The sequence below is a fragment of the Aedoeadaptatus ivorii genome (genome assembly GCF_900638585.1).
GTDB lineage: Bacteria > Bacillota > Clostridia > Tissierellales > Peptoniphilaceae > Aedoeadaptatus > Aedoeadaptatus ivorii.
The window spans coordinates 788786-805532 of the sequence record NZ_LR134523.1; the positions used below are offsets into that span (position 1 = coordinate 788786).

General features: G+C 50.9%; 15 protein-coding genes. 14 read left to right on the forward strand and 1 reads right to left on the reverse strand.

The features are described 5' to 3' along the window. Window positions 1–30: 30 nt before the first annotated feature. The 13 genes from pnp to EL294_RS04040 all read left to right on the forward strand — a co-directional run bounded on the left by pnp (window position 31) and on the right by EL294_RS04040 (window position 15150). Window positions 31–2154 carry a polyribonucleotide nucleotidyltransferase gene (gene pnp / locus EL294_RS03980; protein WP_126465411.1) on the forward strand — a complete coding sequence of 708 codons (2124 nt, stop codon included), beginning with the start codon at window positions 31–33 and terminating at the stop codon, window positions 2152–2154. Window positions 2155–2204: 50 nt separating this feature from the next. Beyond that, entirely contained in the window at window positions 2205–2648 is a 444-nt protein-coding gene (gene dut, locus EL294_RS03985) for a dUTP diphosphatase (RefSeq protein WP_126465412.1), read from the forward strand. Window positions 2649–2717: 69 nt separating this feature from the next. Beyond that, window positions 2718–4946: a DNA translocase FtsK gene (locus EL294_RS03990; RefSeq protein WP_126465413.1), complete on the forward strand. Its 2229-nt coding sequence runs from the start codon at window positions 2718–2720 to the stop codon at window positions 4944–4946. Beyond that, window positions 4943–6268 carry a 30S ribosomal protein S12 methylthiotransferase RimO gene (rimO, locus tag EL294_RS03995; protein ID WP_126465414.1) on the forward strand — a complete coding sequence of 442 codons (1326 nt, stop codon included), beginning with the start codon at window positions 4943–4945 and terminating at the stop codon, window positions 6266–6268. The genes EL294_RS03990 and rimO overlap by 4 nt, the downstream gene beginning before the upstream one ends. Then, complete coding sequence (pgsA, locus tag EL294_RS04000) at window positions 6252–6785, forward strand: CDP-diacylglycerol--glycerol-3-phosphate 3-phosphatidyltransferase (protein ID WP_126465415.1); 534 nt, start codon at window positions 6252–6254, stop codon at window positions 6783–6785. Before rimO ends, pgsA begins: the two co-directional genes overlap by 17 nt. An 8-nt stretch (window positions 6786–6793) precedes the next feature. Continuing rightward, window positions 6794–8050 (forward strand): competence/damage-inducible protein A, encoded by a 1257-nt coding sequence (locus EL294_RS04005; protein WP_126465416.1) that lies wholly within the window; start codon window positions 6794–6796, stop codon window positions 8048–8050. Next, window positions 8037–9074 carry a recombinase RecA gene (recA, locus tag EL294_RS04010; protein ID WP_126465417.1) on the forward strand — a complete coding sequence of 346 codons (1038 nt, stop codon included), beginning with the start codon at window positions 8037–8039 and terminating at the stop codon, window positions 9072–9074. Before EL294_RS04005 ends, recA begins: the two co-directional genes overlap by 14 nt. Before the next feature lie 4 nt (window positions 9075–9078). Beyond that, the gene (locus EL294_RS04015) at window positions 9079–10056 is read left to right on the forward strand and encodes a metallophosphoesterase family protein (RefSeq protein ID WP_126465418.1); all 978 of its coding nucleotides are present in this window, start codon (window positions 9079–9081) and stop codon (window positions 10054–10056) included. After that, complete coding sequence (locus tag EL294_RS04020) at window positions 10053–11492, forward strand: AAA family ATPase (RefSeq protein ID WP_126465419.1); 1440 nt, start codon at window positions 10053–10055, stop codon at window positions 11490–11492. Before EL294_RS04015 ends, EL294_RS04020 begins: the two co-directional genes overlap by 4 nt. Window position 11493: 1 nt before the next feature. Beyond that, window positions 11494–11730 carry a hypothetical protein gene (locus EL294_RS04025; RefSeq protein WP_126465420.1) on the forward strand — a complete coding sequence of 79 codons (237 nt, stop codon included), beginning with the start codon at window positions 11494–11496 and terminating at the stop codon, window positions 11728–11730. Beyond that, window positions 11730–12413, forward strand: a complete 684-nt coding sequence (locus EL294_RS04030) for an ATPase (protein WP_126465421.1) — start codon at window positions 11730–11732, stop codon at window positions 12411–12413. Before EL294_RS04025 ends, EL294_RS04030 begins: the two co-directional genes overlap by 1 nt. A gap of 94 nt (window positions 12414–12507) precedes the next feature. Further along, window positions 12508–14052, forward strand: coding sequence for a ribonuclease Y (rny, locus tag EL294_RS04035; protein ID WP_442861981.1), 1545 nt, complete (start codon window positions 12508–12510; stop codon window positions 14050–14052). A 102-nt stretch (window positions 14053–14154) separates the two neighbouring features. Beyond that, the gene (locus EL294_RS04040) at window positions 14155–15150 is read left to right on the forward strand and encodes a tyrosine recombinase XerC (protein WP_232006447.1); all 996 of its coding nucleotides are present in this window, start codon (window positions 14155–14157) and stop codon (window positions 15148–15150) included. A 445-nt stretch (window positions 15151–15595) separates the two neighbouring features. On the opposite strand, the gene EL294_RS07885 is transcribed toward EL294_RS04040, so the two are convergent. Continuing rightward, window positions 15596–15799: a LysM peptidoglycan-binding domain-containing protein gene (locus tag EL294_RS07885; RefSeq protein ID WP_164715214.1), complete on the reverse strand. Its 204-nt coding sequence runs from the start codon at window positions 15797–15799 to the stop codon at window positions 15596–15598. 313 nt (window positions 15800–16112) lie between these two features. On the opposite strand from EL294_RS07885, the gene lexA reads away from it, so the two are divergent. Beyond that, window positions 16113–16736, forward strand: coding sequence for a transcriptional repressor LexA (gene lexA, locus EL294_RS04050; protein WP_126465424.1), 624 nt, complete (start codon window positions 16113–16115; stop codon window positions 16734–16736). The last annotated feature ends 11 nt before the right edge of the window (window positions 16737–16747 follow it).

The window sequence follows — 16747 nt, forward strand, 5'->3', positions numbered from 1 at the left end:
GCTCTTTCTTTATAATGAAAAGAGGGTTTTATGCATAAATCGTATACGATTAATTTTAACGGTGCGCCCCTTACGGTAGAGATCGGAAAAGTCGCCAAGCAGGCCAATGGCGCTTGCTGGATCACCCAGGGCGAGAGCGTCGTCCTCGTCACGGCCACCGCATCGACCAAGGCCAAAGAAGGCGTGGACTTTTTGCCCCTGAGCTGCGACTACGAAGAAAAAATGTACGCATCGGGAAAGATCCCCGGGGGATTTAAAAAACGCGAAGGCAGGCCCGGTACCGACGCGATCCTCACGAGCCGGTTGATGGACCGTCCCATCCGGCCGCTGTTTCCGGGGGATTTTCACCACAGCATTCAGGTCACGGCTACCGTCTTAAGCTACGATCCCGAATACCCCACGGACATCCTGGCGATGATCGGCTCTTCTGTGGCCCTTTCCGTCTCTGATATTCCCTTTGCCGGACCCACAGGCTCCGTGCGCATCGGACATATCGACGGCGAGTTCGTCGTGAATCCCTCTGTCGATGCGATCAAAAATTCCAAATTGAACCTCACCGTCTCCGGCACCGCCGACGCCATCATGATGGTCGAAGCCGCCGTAGACTTGCTCCCCGAAGAAGAGGTATTGCAGGCGATTCTCTTGGCCCATACGAAAATCAAAGAAATCGTAGGCTTTATAGACGGTATCAAGGCGGAGGTCGGCAAAGAAACCATGGCCTATGAAGGCCTCGTCGTCGACAGCGAATACGAAGAACATATTCGCAAAAGCATCTACGATCAAGTGGAGATCGCACTCGATATCGCCGATAAGACCGAGCAGGGCCATGCCCTGGGCCGCATTAAAGAGGCCCTGGTGCAAAGACTGGAAGAAGACGAAGCTTATGAGGAAGCACAGGTAAACCGCGTCTTTGAAGACGTGACGCAAGAGATCTTCCGCAAACAGATTTTGGTGGGAAAACGCCGTAGCGACGGCCGGGCCCTTACCGAAATCCGTCCCTTGTCGTCGGAAGTGGGGCTTTTGCCGCGCACACACGGCAGCGGATTGTTTACCCGGGGCCAAACCCAAGCACTCAGTTCCGTTACGCTCGCGCCGCTCACCGAGGGGCAGATCGTCGACGGATTGGATCCCGAGTATACGAAGCGGTATGTGCACCACTATAACTTTCCCTCGTATTCCGTCGGCGAAACCCGCCCGCCCAGAAGTCCTGGCAGACGGGAAATCGGCCACGGCAATTTGGCGGAACGGGCATTGATTCCGGTGCTGCCCAAAGAGGAGGACTTTCCGTATTATATTCGCGTCGTCAATGAGATCTTAGAATCCAACGGCTCTTCCTCTCAGGCGAGCGTCTGCGGCTCCACTTTGGCATTGATGGACGCCGGCGTACCCATTGCGGCGCCTGTGGCGGGCATCGCCATGGGATTGATCGACAACGGCGATGCGCCCGTCATTCTTACCGACATTCAGGGGCTGGAAGACCACTATGGAGATATGGATTTCAAAGTGGCCGGCACCGCCGATGCCATCACGGCGCTCCAGATGGACATTAAGATCGACGGCGTATCCGAAGAAATCTTACGCCGTGCGCTTGCACAGGCAAAGGAGGCACGCCTTGCGCTCCTCGAGCATCTCCACGGCACCATTGCCGCACCCAGAGACGATCTGTCTCCCTATGCACCGCGCATCCACTGCCTCTATATCGACCCCGATAAGATCGGCGAAGTAATCGGAAGCGGCGGAAAGATGATTCACAAAATCGTCGAGGAAACCGGCGCACAGATCGAAATCGAAGACGACGGACGCGTCTCGATTATTTCCGGCGACGAAGGCGGCGTAAAGGCGAAGAAAATTATCGAAGACATTGTGCACGAATTGGAAGTGGGAGAAGTGTTCGAAGGCACCGTCAAAAAAATCGTGGACTTCGGCGCCTTTGTAGAAATTCTTTGGGGCAAAGAAGGTCTATTGCACATCTCCAATATCGACCATAAGCGCATCAACAATGTCGGCGACGTGCTGGCAGAAGGGGACAGGGTGAAGGTAAAGGTGACGGCTCTCGACAAGGGCAAGATCAGCCTCTCTCGAAAGGCTCTGCTTCCCAAGCCCGAACGCAAAGAGAACGAACGCGCCGAACGCAGAGATCGCGGTGACAGATAATGAATAAAAGAAACTAAACCGCTTCGGCGGTTTTTTCATGGAGGAAAACAATGAAAATCAAAATCGTCAATCGTTCCAAACATCCCCTGCCCGCCTATGCTACCGAGGGCGCAAGCGGCATGGACCTGCGCGCCGATCTCGATGAAGATCTCGCCATCGCACCGTTTGAGCGGATAAAAGTGCCCACCGGCTTGTATCTCGAGCTGCCGGAGGGAATTGAAGGACAAGTGCGTGCGAGAAGCGGCCTGTCCTTTAAGAAGGGAATTACCCTCATCAATGCCGTAGGGACCGTAGACAGCGATTATCGCGGCGAAATCACCGTTCCCTTGGTCAATCTATCTCAGGATACCGTCGTGATCCAAGACGGAGAGAGAATCGCTCAATTGGTACTGGCACGCTACGAAAAAGCCGATTTGATCGAGGTAGAAGAACTGGAAGAATTGGACAAAACCGCCAGAGGTAAAGGCGGATTTGGGCACACCGGCCGCCTATAACTTCGCTTCTTCGAGCGGACGCGCTGTGTTATAATAGACTCGAACATATATTTGACGGGAGGGCGGACATTGGCAAAGAGAAAAAACACAAAGCGAAAGACGAAATCCGCTGCATCGGATACACAGCGGCCGGCGATGGTCGGTGGGCTTTTGATCTTGGTGGCCGTATTGTCTTTTTTAAGCATTTTCAGCGATAAAATGGGCATCTTCGGTGACTTTGCTTCCAAAGGCATCGGATTATTCTTCGGAAAGACCGGCCCCATCTTTTGCGGCCTCTTGCTGTTAACCGGACTGTTTTTAATACTCGATACCGATCGAAAAAAGATCGTACAGGTTTTTTTGCCTGCCATTACCGCCCTCGCCATCGCCATGCTGCACTTTTACGATCCCTACAGTCGCGCGCTCGATTGGGAAGCGCGAATCGATTCCTTACAGGCCGCCCCGATCGACGGAGGCCTAATCGGCCAAGGATTCAGTCGGCTGTTGACGGGTTTGTTCGGTACGATGGGAAGTCGAATCCTTTTGATCCTCCTTCTTCTCGTCAGCTTGTATCTTTTGATTTCGGATCGACAAAAAATGATCTGGAAGCGGAAGATACTATCTGCCGTCGAATCTGTCGAAAAACGTCTTAAAGCGCGAAAGACCGCTGTTCCTCGAAAAAGGCCGAGTCGCGAAACCGCACAAAAAAAGAAGATCGAAGAGGATTCTGTGCCCGCATTCGATTTTGAAGCCGAAGCTCACGAAGAGGCCGAGCCCTTGACGATACGCGACTATATGCCCGATGCAAAACCGGAGCGGGTCGATTCCTTGGACGAAGCGGAAAAAGAAGCGTTTCGCAAAGACGTTCGCACAGAGGTCGCGGAAAATGTATACGCCTTTCCGCCGCTGAACCTCTTGAAGGAAACAGAGCGCGAAAATGCCGCCGGAGACGAGAGCGTCCGCAAAAACGCCGCCGTTATCCAAGAGGTGATGGACAACTTCAATGTAGACTGCCGGGTGACGGCCATCAACAAAGGGCCCACAATCACTTCCTATGAATTGGAACCCTCACCGGGGGTAAAAATCAGTCGCATTGTGTCCCTGCACGACAATCTGAGTCTGTCTCTTGCGAGCCCGGATATCCGGATCGAAGCGCCGATACCGGGAAAGAGCGCCATCGGCATCGAAGTGCCCAATGCCGTAAAAGACAGCGTGGGACTGCGAGAAATCCTGGAGAGCGACGCCTTTCAAAAGCTGCCGTCTTCGGTGCCGTTGACATTGGGCAAAGATGTCAGCGGACACACGATCTTATCGACCATCGACAAAATGCCGCACCTGTTGATCGCAGGCGCGACGGGATCGGGGAAATCCGTATGTATCAACTCGATTTTGATGGGGATCCTCTACAAATCGCCGCCGGAAAAGGTTCGTCTCATTCTGATCGATCCCAAAGTGGTCGAACTGGGTATCTATAACGGGATACCGCATTTATTGATTCCGGTGGTTACCGACGCGAAGAAGGCCGCCTTCGCATTGGCTTGGGCGGTAGAAGAGATGGAGAAGCGCTATAAGGCCTTTGCCGATGCCGGGGTACGCGATATTTCAGGCTACAATCGAAAGATGGACGCAGAAGGCGAGCAGGAAATGGCGAAAATCGTCATCGTCGTAGACGAGTTGAGCGATTTGATGATGGTCGCCGCCAAAGAAGTCGAGGACTATATCACGCGACTCGCGCAGATGGCGCGGGCGGCGGGGATCCACTTGATCCTCGCGACACAACGTCCTTCCGTCGATGTCATTACCGGTACCATCAAAGCAAATATTCCCTCTCGGATCGCTTTTTCCGTCTCGTCGCAGATCGATTCCCGCACGATTTTGGATATGTCCGGCGCCGAAAAACTTCTCGGAAAGGGCGATATGCTCTTTTACCCGGGTTCTTACCCGAAGCCCAAACGACTGCAGGGCGCCTTCGTCTCCGACGGCGAAGTGGAGCGGGTACTGGAATTTGTCAAGAACCATACGGAAACGGCAGAATACGACGAGGAAGCCATGGACACCATGGAAAAGAAAGTAAAAAAATCCGTTTCCGACGAAGATCCGCTGTTGGGTGAAGCTGTAGATATCGTATTGACACAGGAACAGGCTTCCATCTCCTTTTTACAGCGAAAACTCAAGGTCGGCTATGCCAGGGCGGCGCGGATCGTCGATCAGATCGAAGAGATGGGAATCATCGGCCCGCACGAAGGGCCCAAACCGCGCAAGCTGTTGATGACCAAAGAAGAAATCGAATCGATGAGAAATGAGCAGGAGAATCTATGAAAAATGTTTCAATCGTAACCTTGGGGTGCTCTAAAAATGACGTCGACTCCGGCCAAATGCGCGGCGTCTTGGATCCATCCCGATTTCAGTTTACCGACGACGTATATGAAGCGGAAGTGATCGTGGTCAACACCTGCGGTTTTATCGACGCCGCAAAAGAGGAGTCCATCGATACGATACTGGATTTGGCGCAACTGAAAGATACGGGAAAATTAGAGACTTTGCTCCTCGCCGGCTGTCTCGCCCAGCGCTATCCCGAAGAACTTTTGGAGAGCATACCCGAAGCCGACGGCATCTTGGGGCCCGGTCATATTCGCTCTTTGAATGAAGCCATCGAAGAAGCAGAAAGCGGCGATAAGCCCGTGTTCGCTCAATCCCTTTCCAATGCCTATATCGAGGGCATGGTACGGGAAAATGTATCGATTACGGAATACGTAAAGATTTCCGAAGGCTGTAACAATCGATGCAGCTACTGTATTATTCCCTATCTGAAAGGGAACCATCGCAGCCGAAAAAAAGAGGAGATTCTCGAAGAAGTCAATATGCTGGTCACAGAAGGTGCGCGCGAGATCATCTTGATCGGACAAAACACGACCGATTACGGAATCGACCTCTACGGTCGATACGCCCTCGCCAAGCTGGTGGAGGCGCTGTCTACGATCGACGGTCTCCGTTGGATCCGCATCCTCTACGCCTATCCGGACCACTTCGATGCCGATTTGATCCGACAGATGCGCGACAATCCCAAAGTGCTTCCCTATGTAGACATCCCCCTGCAGCACATCTCCGATTCGGTGCTTCAGCGCATGCACCGAAAGGTCGACCGGGCGCAGATCGAAAACTTACTCGCGACTTTGCGCGAAGAGATTCCGGACATCGCCATTCGCACTACATTTCTCTTGGGCTTTCCCGGAGAGAAGGAGGCGGATTTTGAAACGCTATTGAATTTCATCGAGCGTCATCCTTTTGAACGGGCGGGGGCATTTACCTATTCCCGCGAAGAGAGAACGCCGGCTGCCGAATACGCAGATCAAGTACCGGAGTCGATCAAAGAAGATAGACACCGCCGCTTTATGGAAAAACAGATGGAGATTTCAGAAAACCGTATGGCGCGTCTGATCGGAAAAACGCTCACGGTACTGATTACGGAATGCGGGGAAGGGGAGTATATCGGCAGATCCTATTTAGACGCACCGGATATCGACGGCATCGTCGTCGTCCAAAGCGACGTCGTGCTGCGGGAAGGAGACTTTGTGAAAGTTCGCATTACAGACGCATCGAGTTACGACCTGGGCGGTGAATATCTTGAACATTGCGAATAAGCTCACGACGCTGCGCATTCTGATGGTGCCGCTCTTTGTCCTATTGATGCTCTTAAAGACGCAGGAAATGCGCTATATCGGCGCGGCGGTTTTTGTGGTCGCCGCATTTACAGATTTTCTCGACGGATACTTGGCGCGAAAGTACGATCTCGTCACCACTTTCGGGAAATTTCTCGATCCTCTTGCGGATAAGATTCTCACGATTTCCGCCTTTATCCTCTTGGTGGAATTCGGCGTCATTCCCGCCTGGGGGGTGATCGTCATCGTAGCGCGCGAGTTGGCGATCACCGGATTTCGGGTTATCGCAGCCTCTGAAAATGTAACCATTGCCGCGAGCGGATTCGGAAAGATCAAGACCATCAGTCAACTCTTGTGTCTGATCGCTTTGTTATTTGCGCCCGCCATTCCCGAATCTATCGGTATTGTACTCTTTTATATCGCCGTCATTCTTACCGTTCTAAGCGGAATAGATTATTTGGTGAAGAATAAAGACCTTTTGGATTTGAAAAATATTTAGGAGAAATTATGATTTCTGAAATCATCACCATAGGTACGGAGATCCTTATCGGTTCTATTTTGAACACAAACGGTCCCTATCTGTCGCGAAAACTGACGGATTTCGGCTACGACGTCTTCTACCACGCATCGGTACGCGACCGCTATGAAGACATTCGCGATGCCATTGAAACGGCTCTTACGCGAAGCGATCTGATCTTTTTATGCGGCGGCTTAGGGCCCACCCAGGACGATATGACCAAACAGGCACTGGCCCACGCACTGAATATCGATCTGTACTTCGACGAAGAGGAATGGCGAAATATCAGAGACATCGCCATGGCCCATGCGCGGACGATCACCGACAACAACAAAAGACAGGCGGAATTTCCGAAAGGCGCCGTCGTCATTCCCAACGACAAGGGAACCGCGCCGGGATGTAAGCTGAATTACGGAGAGAAAGTCTTTTATCTTCTTCCGGGTCCTCCCAGAGAATTTGAACCCATGGTGGATTTGATCATCGATCGCTATTTGGAAAAGACCACCGGCGAAAACTTTATCGAGAGCCTTCGCCTGGTGAATATCGGCGAGTCCAATTGCGAAGATATTTTCCGCAAGGAAAAGATCGAAAACGACATCGTCCAAATCAATACCTTTGCCAAGACCGGCGAGGTCGAGATTAAGATCATGGCACACTCCGAAGGGGAAGAAGACTACGAAGAGACCAAACGCGCTTTTGACGAAGCCGTAGAAAAAGTAAAATCCCTATTTGCCTACCACATTTACGGCAATGGCGAAAAGAATCTCTTCGAAACGCTGGTGCAATATTTGGCATCCCGCAATATGACGATTTCCTTTGCCGAATCCGTAACCGGCGGACTATTGGCGCATATGATCACTTCGGTGCCGGGAAGTGCCGATGTCATAAAAGAGAGCTATATTACCTACAGCGATCAGGCGAAAATCGCCCTACTCGACGTTTCCGCCGATACCATTCTCGACAAGGGCGTCGTCTCTTCCGAAGTGGCGGCCGAGATGAGCCGAGGGCTTTATGCGCGTACAAAGGCGACATTTTGTATCTCTACCACGGGAGAAGCGGGCCCGGATACCGCGACGGATCGCGAAGCGGGCACCGTCTGCTATTCGATTCGAAAAAACGGCAGGGAAGTCGATGCGGAGGAAAAGATCTTCCGCGGCGATCGCAATACCATTCAATTTCGCAGTGCGAAGAATATCCTCGCGACAGTTTTGTTACAAGAATTAGGAGGGGAATATGGACGAGAGTAAGAGAAGGGCGCTGGACGATGCCATCGCCAAGATCGAAAAAGAGTACGGAAAAGGCGCCATTATGCGCTTGGGAGAAAATGTCAATCTAAACATCGAGGCCATACCCACCGGCTCTTTGAGTTTGGACATCGCCCTGGGCGTCGGCGGCATTCCCCGCGGCCGGATTATCGAAATCTACGGACCGGAATCTTCGGGCAAGACGACCATTGCCCTGCATATGATCGCCGAGGCACAAAAATTGGGCGGTACCGCCGCGTTTATCGACGCAGAGCACGCCTTGGATCCCGCTTATAGCAAGGCGCTGGGCGTAGACATCGAAAACCTGATTATCTCTCAGCCCGATACCGGAGAACAGGCGCTGGAAATCACCGAGAGTCTGGTTCGCAGCAATGCGGTAGACCTCATCGTCGTCGACTCCGTCGCTGCATTGGTTCCAAAGGCGGAGATCGAAGGAGAGATGGGCGACAGCCATATGGGTCTGCAGGCACGACTGATGAGCCAAGGCCTCAGAAAGCTCACCGGCGCCATCAGCAAGTCCAAGTCTTCGGTGATCTTTATCAACCAGTTGCGCGAGAAGATCGGCGTCATGTTCGGCAATCCCGAGACGACCACCGGCGGGCGCGCATTGAAGTTCTTTACTTCGGTGCGGATGGACATTCGCCGCATAGACAGCATTAAGCGCGGAGACGAAATTATCGGAAACCGCGTGCGCGTAAAGGTCGTAAAAAACAAGGTAGCGCCGCCCTTTAAGCAAGCGGAATTCGACATTATGTACGGCGAGGGAATCTCCAAGGTCGGAAGCATCCTCGATGCAGCGGTCGCCAGCGGCATCGTAGACAAATCCGGATCCTGGTTCAGTTATGGCGATGTAAAGATCGCTCAGGGGCGAGAAAATTCAAAGAAGTATTTAGAAGAGAATCCGGATCTATTGGCGGAAATCGAGGGAAAAGTACGCGAATATTACCGTCCCGAAAGCCAAAAGGATCAATCGACAGAGGATACGGAGAAGACACAGGGGGAATGATCGATTGAAGTTCCTTTACTTCACCGACAGCCATATTCGAGGAACGAATCCGAAATCGAGAACGGATTCGTTTTTCGATACGGTAAAAACAAAACTCGAAGAAGTGCGATCTCTTACACAACGGCACCAAATCGATTATGTGCTCCACGGCGGCGATCTGTTCGACAGACCGGACACATCGCTTTCGGTCATTCACGAGATCGCACCGCTTTTACAGTCGATCCCCGCTCCGATACTGGCGATCAGCGGGAATCACGACATTTACGGACACAATCCCATAACGCTGCCGCGCACCGTGATGGGGCTTTTGGACGCATTGGGGATTGTCACGGTCATTAATGGCAAAACAATGCTCTTACAAAAAGACGACACCGTCGTCCAGCTCACCGGCGCGCCCTATATCTACGGCATCGACCGGGAAGAACACAGAAATTTATATTTTGTCAAAGAAAAAGATCCGCGTGCGGATTTTGCCATTCACCTGGTGCATGGATTTTTGATGCCCAAAAAATTTCCCTTAATCGCCCATACCCGCGTAGAAGAAGTCGCCGATACGGCGGCGGACCTGACGATCAGCGGGCACTATCACGACGGTTTTCCGCTGATGGAAATCGGCGATAAAAAATTTATCAACCCCGGCGCCATGGTGCGCATTTCGAATACTTTGACGGAACTGAAGAGAAAGCCGAAGGTTCTCTTGATCGATGTCGAAAAGAGCGACTGCGAGATTCGAGAGTACCCATTACAATCCGCCTTGCCCGGCGAGGAGGTGCTCGACCGTAAGGAAATCGAGATGCATAAATTCAAGCGAAGAGAGCTCGCCGAATTCAAGGAGTCCATCGAGAGGACGGGGAATTTCGAACGCATCCACTTTATGGAGGTCATTACGGATATTGCGGAAAACGAAAAACTTGATCCCGCCGTCAAACGAGAAGCCCTACAGCGGATCGCAAAGGTAGAAGAGAGTAGGGGAGGACTATGAAATATATAGAACAGATCGATCTGGTCAATTTTCAGTCCCACGAACGGACGAGCCTAACACTGTCTCCCGGCGTCAATGTAATCGTCGGGCCTTCCGACAGCGGGAAGACCTCGATTCTTCGCGCTCTGCGGTGGTGCCTGTTTAACGAGCCCGCCGGCGTAGAGTTCGTGCGAGAAGGAGAGACCGAGGTATCGGTGACCGTGCGCTTTCGCGACGGCATTGCCGTAACGCGCCGGCGCACCAAGTCCAAGAATCAATACGTTTTAAAAGACCAAGAAGGCGAAGAGACCGTGTTCGAAGGCTTCGGAAAAAACGTACCGGAGGAAGTGGAAGATGCCTTGGGGATCCGAAAAGTATTTTTGGACGATAAAAAGGCATTTCCCCTAAATTTTTCCGACCAACTGGACGGTCCGTTTCTGCTTCAGGAAACAGATGCCTATAAAGCGCAGGCCATCGGACGCATGGTCGGGATCGATATACTGGATGAAGCCATGCGCGACGCCCAAAGGGATGTCAAGCAACTGGGCCTGGAAAAATCCGTGGCGGATCGCGATTTGGAAGCGCTATCCGAGGAAGAAAAAACGTTTTCGTACTTAGAAGGATGGATCGACAAACGAGAACAGCTAAAGCGTGTAATCGCCTCAATCGATGCCCTCTTGCAAAAAGAAGAAAAGCTGCGAGACATGGTGGTAACCGCACAGAGGATCCGAGCAGAAAAGGCACGGGTCTCGCAAATCCTTGCAGATAGCGCGGGCGTCGATGCCGCCGGCGAGAAACTGCATACGATCCGCGAACAATTTTATCGCTACGACAAATACCATGGGCTGTCCGTTCGCCGCACAAAAAACATTGCCGAGAAATCAAAAACGAAGAATATTTTGGCAACATTTCGGGACTTCGATCGGTTTACGGATGCCCTGAACCGATTGTCTTCCGCCTATACTCGCTACCGAAAAATCTTGCCGTATCGCGAACGCAGCCGCGCTCTTACATTGGAAAAAGCAAATTTGAAGCGAATCCTTTCCGATGCCGAGCGCCTGGAACGCATACCTGCAAATCGCATCAACGAGTTATACGGCCGATTGCTCGAGCTTAAGTCGCTTCAAAGCGCCAAAGCGGATATAGCGGATCGCATAGAGCGGGGAAAGGCATTTCTAGAGGGCTTCTCGACGATCGATTCTGCAGGGGAACGAAGAGATCTACTCATAAAAAAACACCAGGCGTTTATGCGGCGCCTGGCCATGCTCGAGGAAAAAGAGTCTTTAAACCGTCAACGAAAGATCGTGCAAGCACAGTATGACCAGGCCAAAAGCGACCTCTCTGCAGACAAAGCGGCCTATCTGGAAGCGCTGAAACACGTAGGCCGTTGCCCTTTGTGTCGCCAAACGATCGACGAAGAATCGCTTCGGGAAATCAGCTTGGCATTGGAGGAATAATATGGATTTTGAACAACAAATCAATGAACTCAACCGCCGATATGAACGGGCGAAAGACGTAAGAAATCGCGCACTATGGCGCATGGAAGAATTGGAAAAAGAAGAAAAGGAACTCAACGAAAGAATACTCGCCGACGGATTGGACCCGAACACCTTAGAGAGCGACATTGAAACGATTCAGGCGGAAATCGAAACGCTGCTCAAAGAAGCGGAAGCATTGCTGCCGGAGGACCGGTAATGGACCCGAAACAAGCGCAGACCCTCGACAAAATCCGCTCACGTGCCAAGGCATTTTCGACAAAAGTCGATCGGGAGCAGGGAAAGCGCGAGTCCGTTCGCGAACAGATGCGACAAAAAGAAACGCATATCAAGGAAATCGAAGCGCAAGAAAAGCTGTTAAACGGCGTCGTCTTTTTGCTGCAAAAGGCAGCGGACTACTCTCGCATCCAGGCAAAACACCAGATCGAAGACATCGTCACGCAGTCAATTGCCTATATTATGCAAAACAGCTCCCAATTTACAGTAGAGCTCTCGCAGAGTCGAAATCTGCCGGTGGCCGAATTCTTTGTCGAATCGGATTATGGCGATTATAAAGTCAAGACAAAGCCCGAACTCAGTCGCGGCGGCGGCGTGGTAGATATCGTTTCACTGGCGCTGCGCATCGCTTTTTTGGAGAATCACCGACCGAAGATTCAGGGCCCCCTCTTTCTCGACGAGCCGGGAAAGCACATTAGCGATGAATACATTTTCAATATGGGAGAGTTCTTAAAGGAATCTTCCCGTCTTTTCGTGCGGCAAGTCCTTATGGTCACCCATAATGAACACCTGACGAATATCTGCGACAAAGCGTTTCGCGTCGAAATTCGAAACGGTAAGAGCACGGTGTATGAGGTGATCGACGATGAAAAAGAGATGGCTTGAGAATTGAACAAGGTCATCCGCTCCATTGTATGGTATAATGTTTTCATGGTTTATACCATTTGAAACTTGAAAACTGAATAAGGAGGTGTTCCATTTGCCGGAAATTGTCATTTCAATTCTCGTGGCATTGTTTATTGGAATCCTCGGGGTAGCTATTGGTTATTTCGTACGTAAGAATTTAGCGGAAGGAAAGTTAAATCGAGCTGAAGAATTAGCCAAGAATATCATTATTGATGCGGAACGTGAAGCCGAGAACAATAAACGGGACGTGATGCTCCATGCGAAGGAAGAGATCCATCGCCTGAGAGACAGCGTGCAACAGGAAAATAATGCTAGAAAAACGGAGCTGCAGAAACTCGAAGAGCGTCTTTTGTCTAAGGAAAATATCTTGGATTCCAAGAGCCTGACTTTAGAAAAAAAGGAGGCCCAAATCTTTGAGCAACAGACGCGCATCCAAGAGAAAGAGAATTCCATCGACGCCTTGATCGAGGAAAAGACGGCAGAAATTCAACGGGTCTCGGGCCTTACCAGAGAAGAAGCCAAACAGCTTCTCCTCAACGAACTGGAAAGCGAATTAACCCAAGAAGCTGCCGTGCGCATTCGCGATTACGAACGCCATGTGAAGGATGAAAGTCGCAAATTGGCACAGGATATCATCGTGCGCACCATTCAGCGCATCGCCGCCGATCAGGTGGCTGAAACTACGGTATCGGTGGTTACATTGCCCAACGACGAGATGAAGGGCCGCATTATCGGACGGGAAGGACGAAATATTCGCGCCATAGAGGCCTTGACCGGCGTCGATCTGATTATCGACGATACGCCGGAGGCGGTCGTAATCTCTTCCTTTAATCCCATTCGACGTGAAATCGCCCGTGTCGCGTTAGAAAAATTGGTCCTCGACGGCAGAATTCATCCCACGCGGATCGAAGAAACCGTCGAAAAAGCCAAGCAGGAAGTCGACGAAATCATCAAAGAAAGCGGCGAGGAAGCTACATTTGAAGCCGGCGTGCACGGCCTGCACCCGGAACTCGTAAAATACCTGGGGCGTCTGAAGTTCCGTACGAGCTTTGGACAAAACTGTCTACAGCATTCCGTCGAGGTTTCTAAGATCGCCGGATATCTGGCCGAGGAGATCGGCATCGACTCCAAATTGGCGAAAAGAGCCGGATTGCTCCACGACTTGGGCAAATCTATCGACCACGAAGTCGAAGGCCCCCACGTGGAACTGGGCGTCGAACTCGCCAGAAAATACAAGGAACCGGAAGCCGTCATCAACGGCATCGAAGCCCATCACGGCGACGTAGAATTCGATTCCTTGGAATCGATTCTCGTGCAAGCGGCCGATGCCATCAGTGCTGCCAGACCGGGCGCCCGCAGAGAAACCATCGAAACCTATATCAAGCGACTCGAACAATTGGAAGAGATCGCTACGGGTTTCGAAGGCATCGAAAAATCCTTTGCGGTACAAGCGGGCCGAGAACTTCGCATTATCGTCAAGCCCGAAGAAATCGACGAAGCCCATATGACTTTAACGGCGCGAAAGATCGCCAAGGAAATCGAATCCCAATTGGATTTTCCCGGACAGATCAAAGTCAACGTCATCCGCGAGACGCGCGCCACGGAATACGCGAAATAAAACCTGCCTTTGGCGGGTTTTTTCTATATATGGCATATGGCAACTGCGCATCTCCTATTCAAATACAGCAAACACCATACTTTCGACGACGGGAGGAATACATTGCAATCCAATTTACTGGAAGATTACTTAAACTACCTTCGCGCCGCCAGAGGGCGCTCGGAAGGCACCATAAAGGAATACTATTACGATATTCGCCTTTTTCTGCGCTATATGCGCAGCCGAAAAGAAGGAATCCCTGCCGATAATATGGAGGAGATCCCTATCGAGGACATCGACGCAGATTTTCTCGAATCCGTAGAAAAACAGGACATCTATGCCTATATCTCGTATCTCGACGGTACGCGCGGCAACAGCGGCCGAACCAAATTTCGAAAGATCTCGTCGGTTCGTTCTTTTTTCGACTACCTCTGCTATAAAGTGGAAATCTTATCGAAAAACCCCACCGAAAATATCGATATGCCCAAGATCGAAAAGTCTCTGCCGGTTTATCTGACCCTCGAAGAGAGCGTGCGTCTCTTAAAGACCGTACAAAACTCCGAGCAGAAAGAGATCTACCGCAGCCGCGATTATGCGATCACCACTCTGTTTTTAAACTGCGGGCTGCGGCTCAGCGAGCTTTCCGCCTTAAATCAGGCGGATCTGAACCGCAAGGGCACGCTGCGGGTACGGGGCAAGGGATCCAAGGAGCGCCTGGTATATATGAACGAAACGGTTCGCGATGCCGTAGACCGCTACCTAAAGCGACGCGAGGAGGCGGCACTGGACGAGGAACCCGCCCTGTTTCTCAGCATGCGCAAAAACCGAATGAGCAATCGCTCCATCCAGCATATGCTCGAAAAGCATCTGAAAAACGCCGGCTTCGATACCAGTAAGTACACAGTCCATAAATTGCGCCACACCGCTGCCACATTGATGTATCAGTATGGGGACGAGGATTTAAAGTCCTTACAGGAGATTCTGGGGCACGAATCGATCTCTACGACGCAAATCTACACCCACGTCGACGAAGATGATATACGCCATACCATGAGTAAGAATCCCTTGGGCAATATCCAAGAGGTAGAATCTATGCTCGACGATGTCGAGAAAGAGTAAAGGACAGGAACAAATATTCGAACATTTGATCCGAATAGGATATGGAGAAACCATCAAAGGACGCGAACAAGCAAGCGCTAAATTATACAAATGCAAGAAATTCAAATTGCGAAACGCGTATGGAATTTATATTGCGACCGACGACTGCATTCGACGTTTCAGTTTTATAAGTCGCAACAAGTTCCAATCCATAGAATGGCTTTTTAGGGCGGCAGGATTGTCCGTTTCTCGTAAAATTTCAGTAACTCGTTCACGGTCAAAAAACGCTAATTTTGAGAGAAGTGGTTCAAAATTGCAGTATTTAGTCACAAAATTTATATTTTGTGACTAAATTTATCCCGCTCTTCGCCACCAAAATTCGATATATTCCCGTCCTCCTCCCCGCAATTTCCAGTCGAACAAAAAGGCGGCGACGAATTGAATTCGTCGCCGCCTTTTTATGACTTCAATGCAGCTCGTGCCGCGTATAGATTTTCAATCGATCGCCGGGGCGCAAGTCGGCGCCGTTTTGCAGGGCGTTGTCTTTGAGAATGCGGTCTACGACAAACCGCACGTCCTCGTCGGGCCCAGAATATGCCGATGCGATTCGCCACAGGCTGTCGCCTTCTGCGACCACATATGTCTCTTCCTCTACAAAGTATGTCGGCAAATTTTCTGGTGCCCCTTTTAGTCCCAGTATGGACATCAGAATCAGAGCCGCAATCGGCAATAGACGAAGTCGCTTTCGTCTTGCTCTTTCTGCAACAAGCTGATGCGATGCCCTGCGACTTTTATATTCGTATCCTAACATCGTCCACCTCCGTAGTCCCTTGGACGGTACATATGTTTTGAATATTTGTTCGTACGTTTGTTCTAATTATAAACGAACGTTCGGAACGCTGTCAAGGTTTTTAGAATATATGTTTGAAATATATGTTCGTTTTTGCTATACTAAAATCAGCTTTCAGAGAGGAGAGATATCTATGTACGAAGATCTCAATAAACGCGAGATGGAAATACTGTTTTATATAAAGAGATTTATCGACGCCAACGGCTACCCCCCTTCTATCCGGGAGATCTGTTCCGGCGTAAATATTAAAAGCACCTCTACCGTCCACTCCAGTTTGGAAAAATTGGAATTGAAAAACTATATCCGCAGAGCTTCGACGATCAATCGCGCCATCGAAATCATCGATCAGGACGACAGTTTTTTGATGCCGAAGAAAAAGACGACCGATGTACCGATTTTGGGCAAAGTCGCCGCCGGGATCCCCATCTTGGCGACGGAAAATATCTCCGATACCGTTCCCCTTTCGGTCGATTTCGTACGGGATCGGAATCTCTTCTTTCTGACGGTACAAGGTGAGAGCATGATTAATGCGGGAATCTTGGACGGCGACCAGGTGCTGATCGAACAGACGAGCGCCGCCAAAGACGGCGAGATCGTCCTCGCCTTGATCGACGACGATGCGACCATCAAGACCTTTTACAAAGACGAAAAAAACCACCGCTTCCGATTGCAACCCGAAAACGACAGGATGGATCCGATTTATGTCGATCATCTCCAGATCCTCGGAAAGGTGATCGGGTTATACCGCACATTTTAAAAATACCTGCA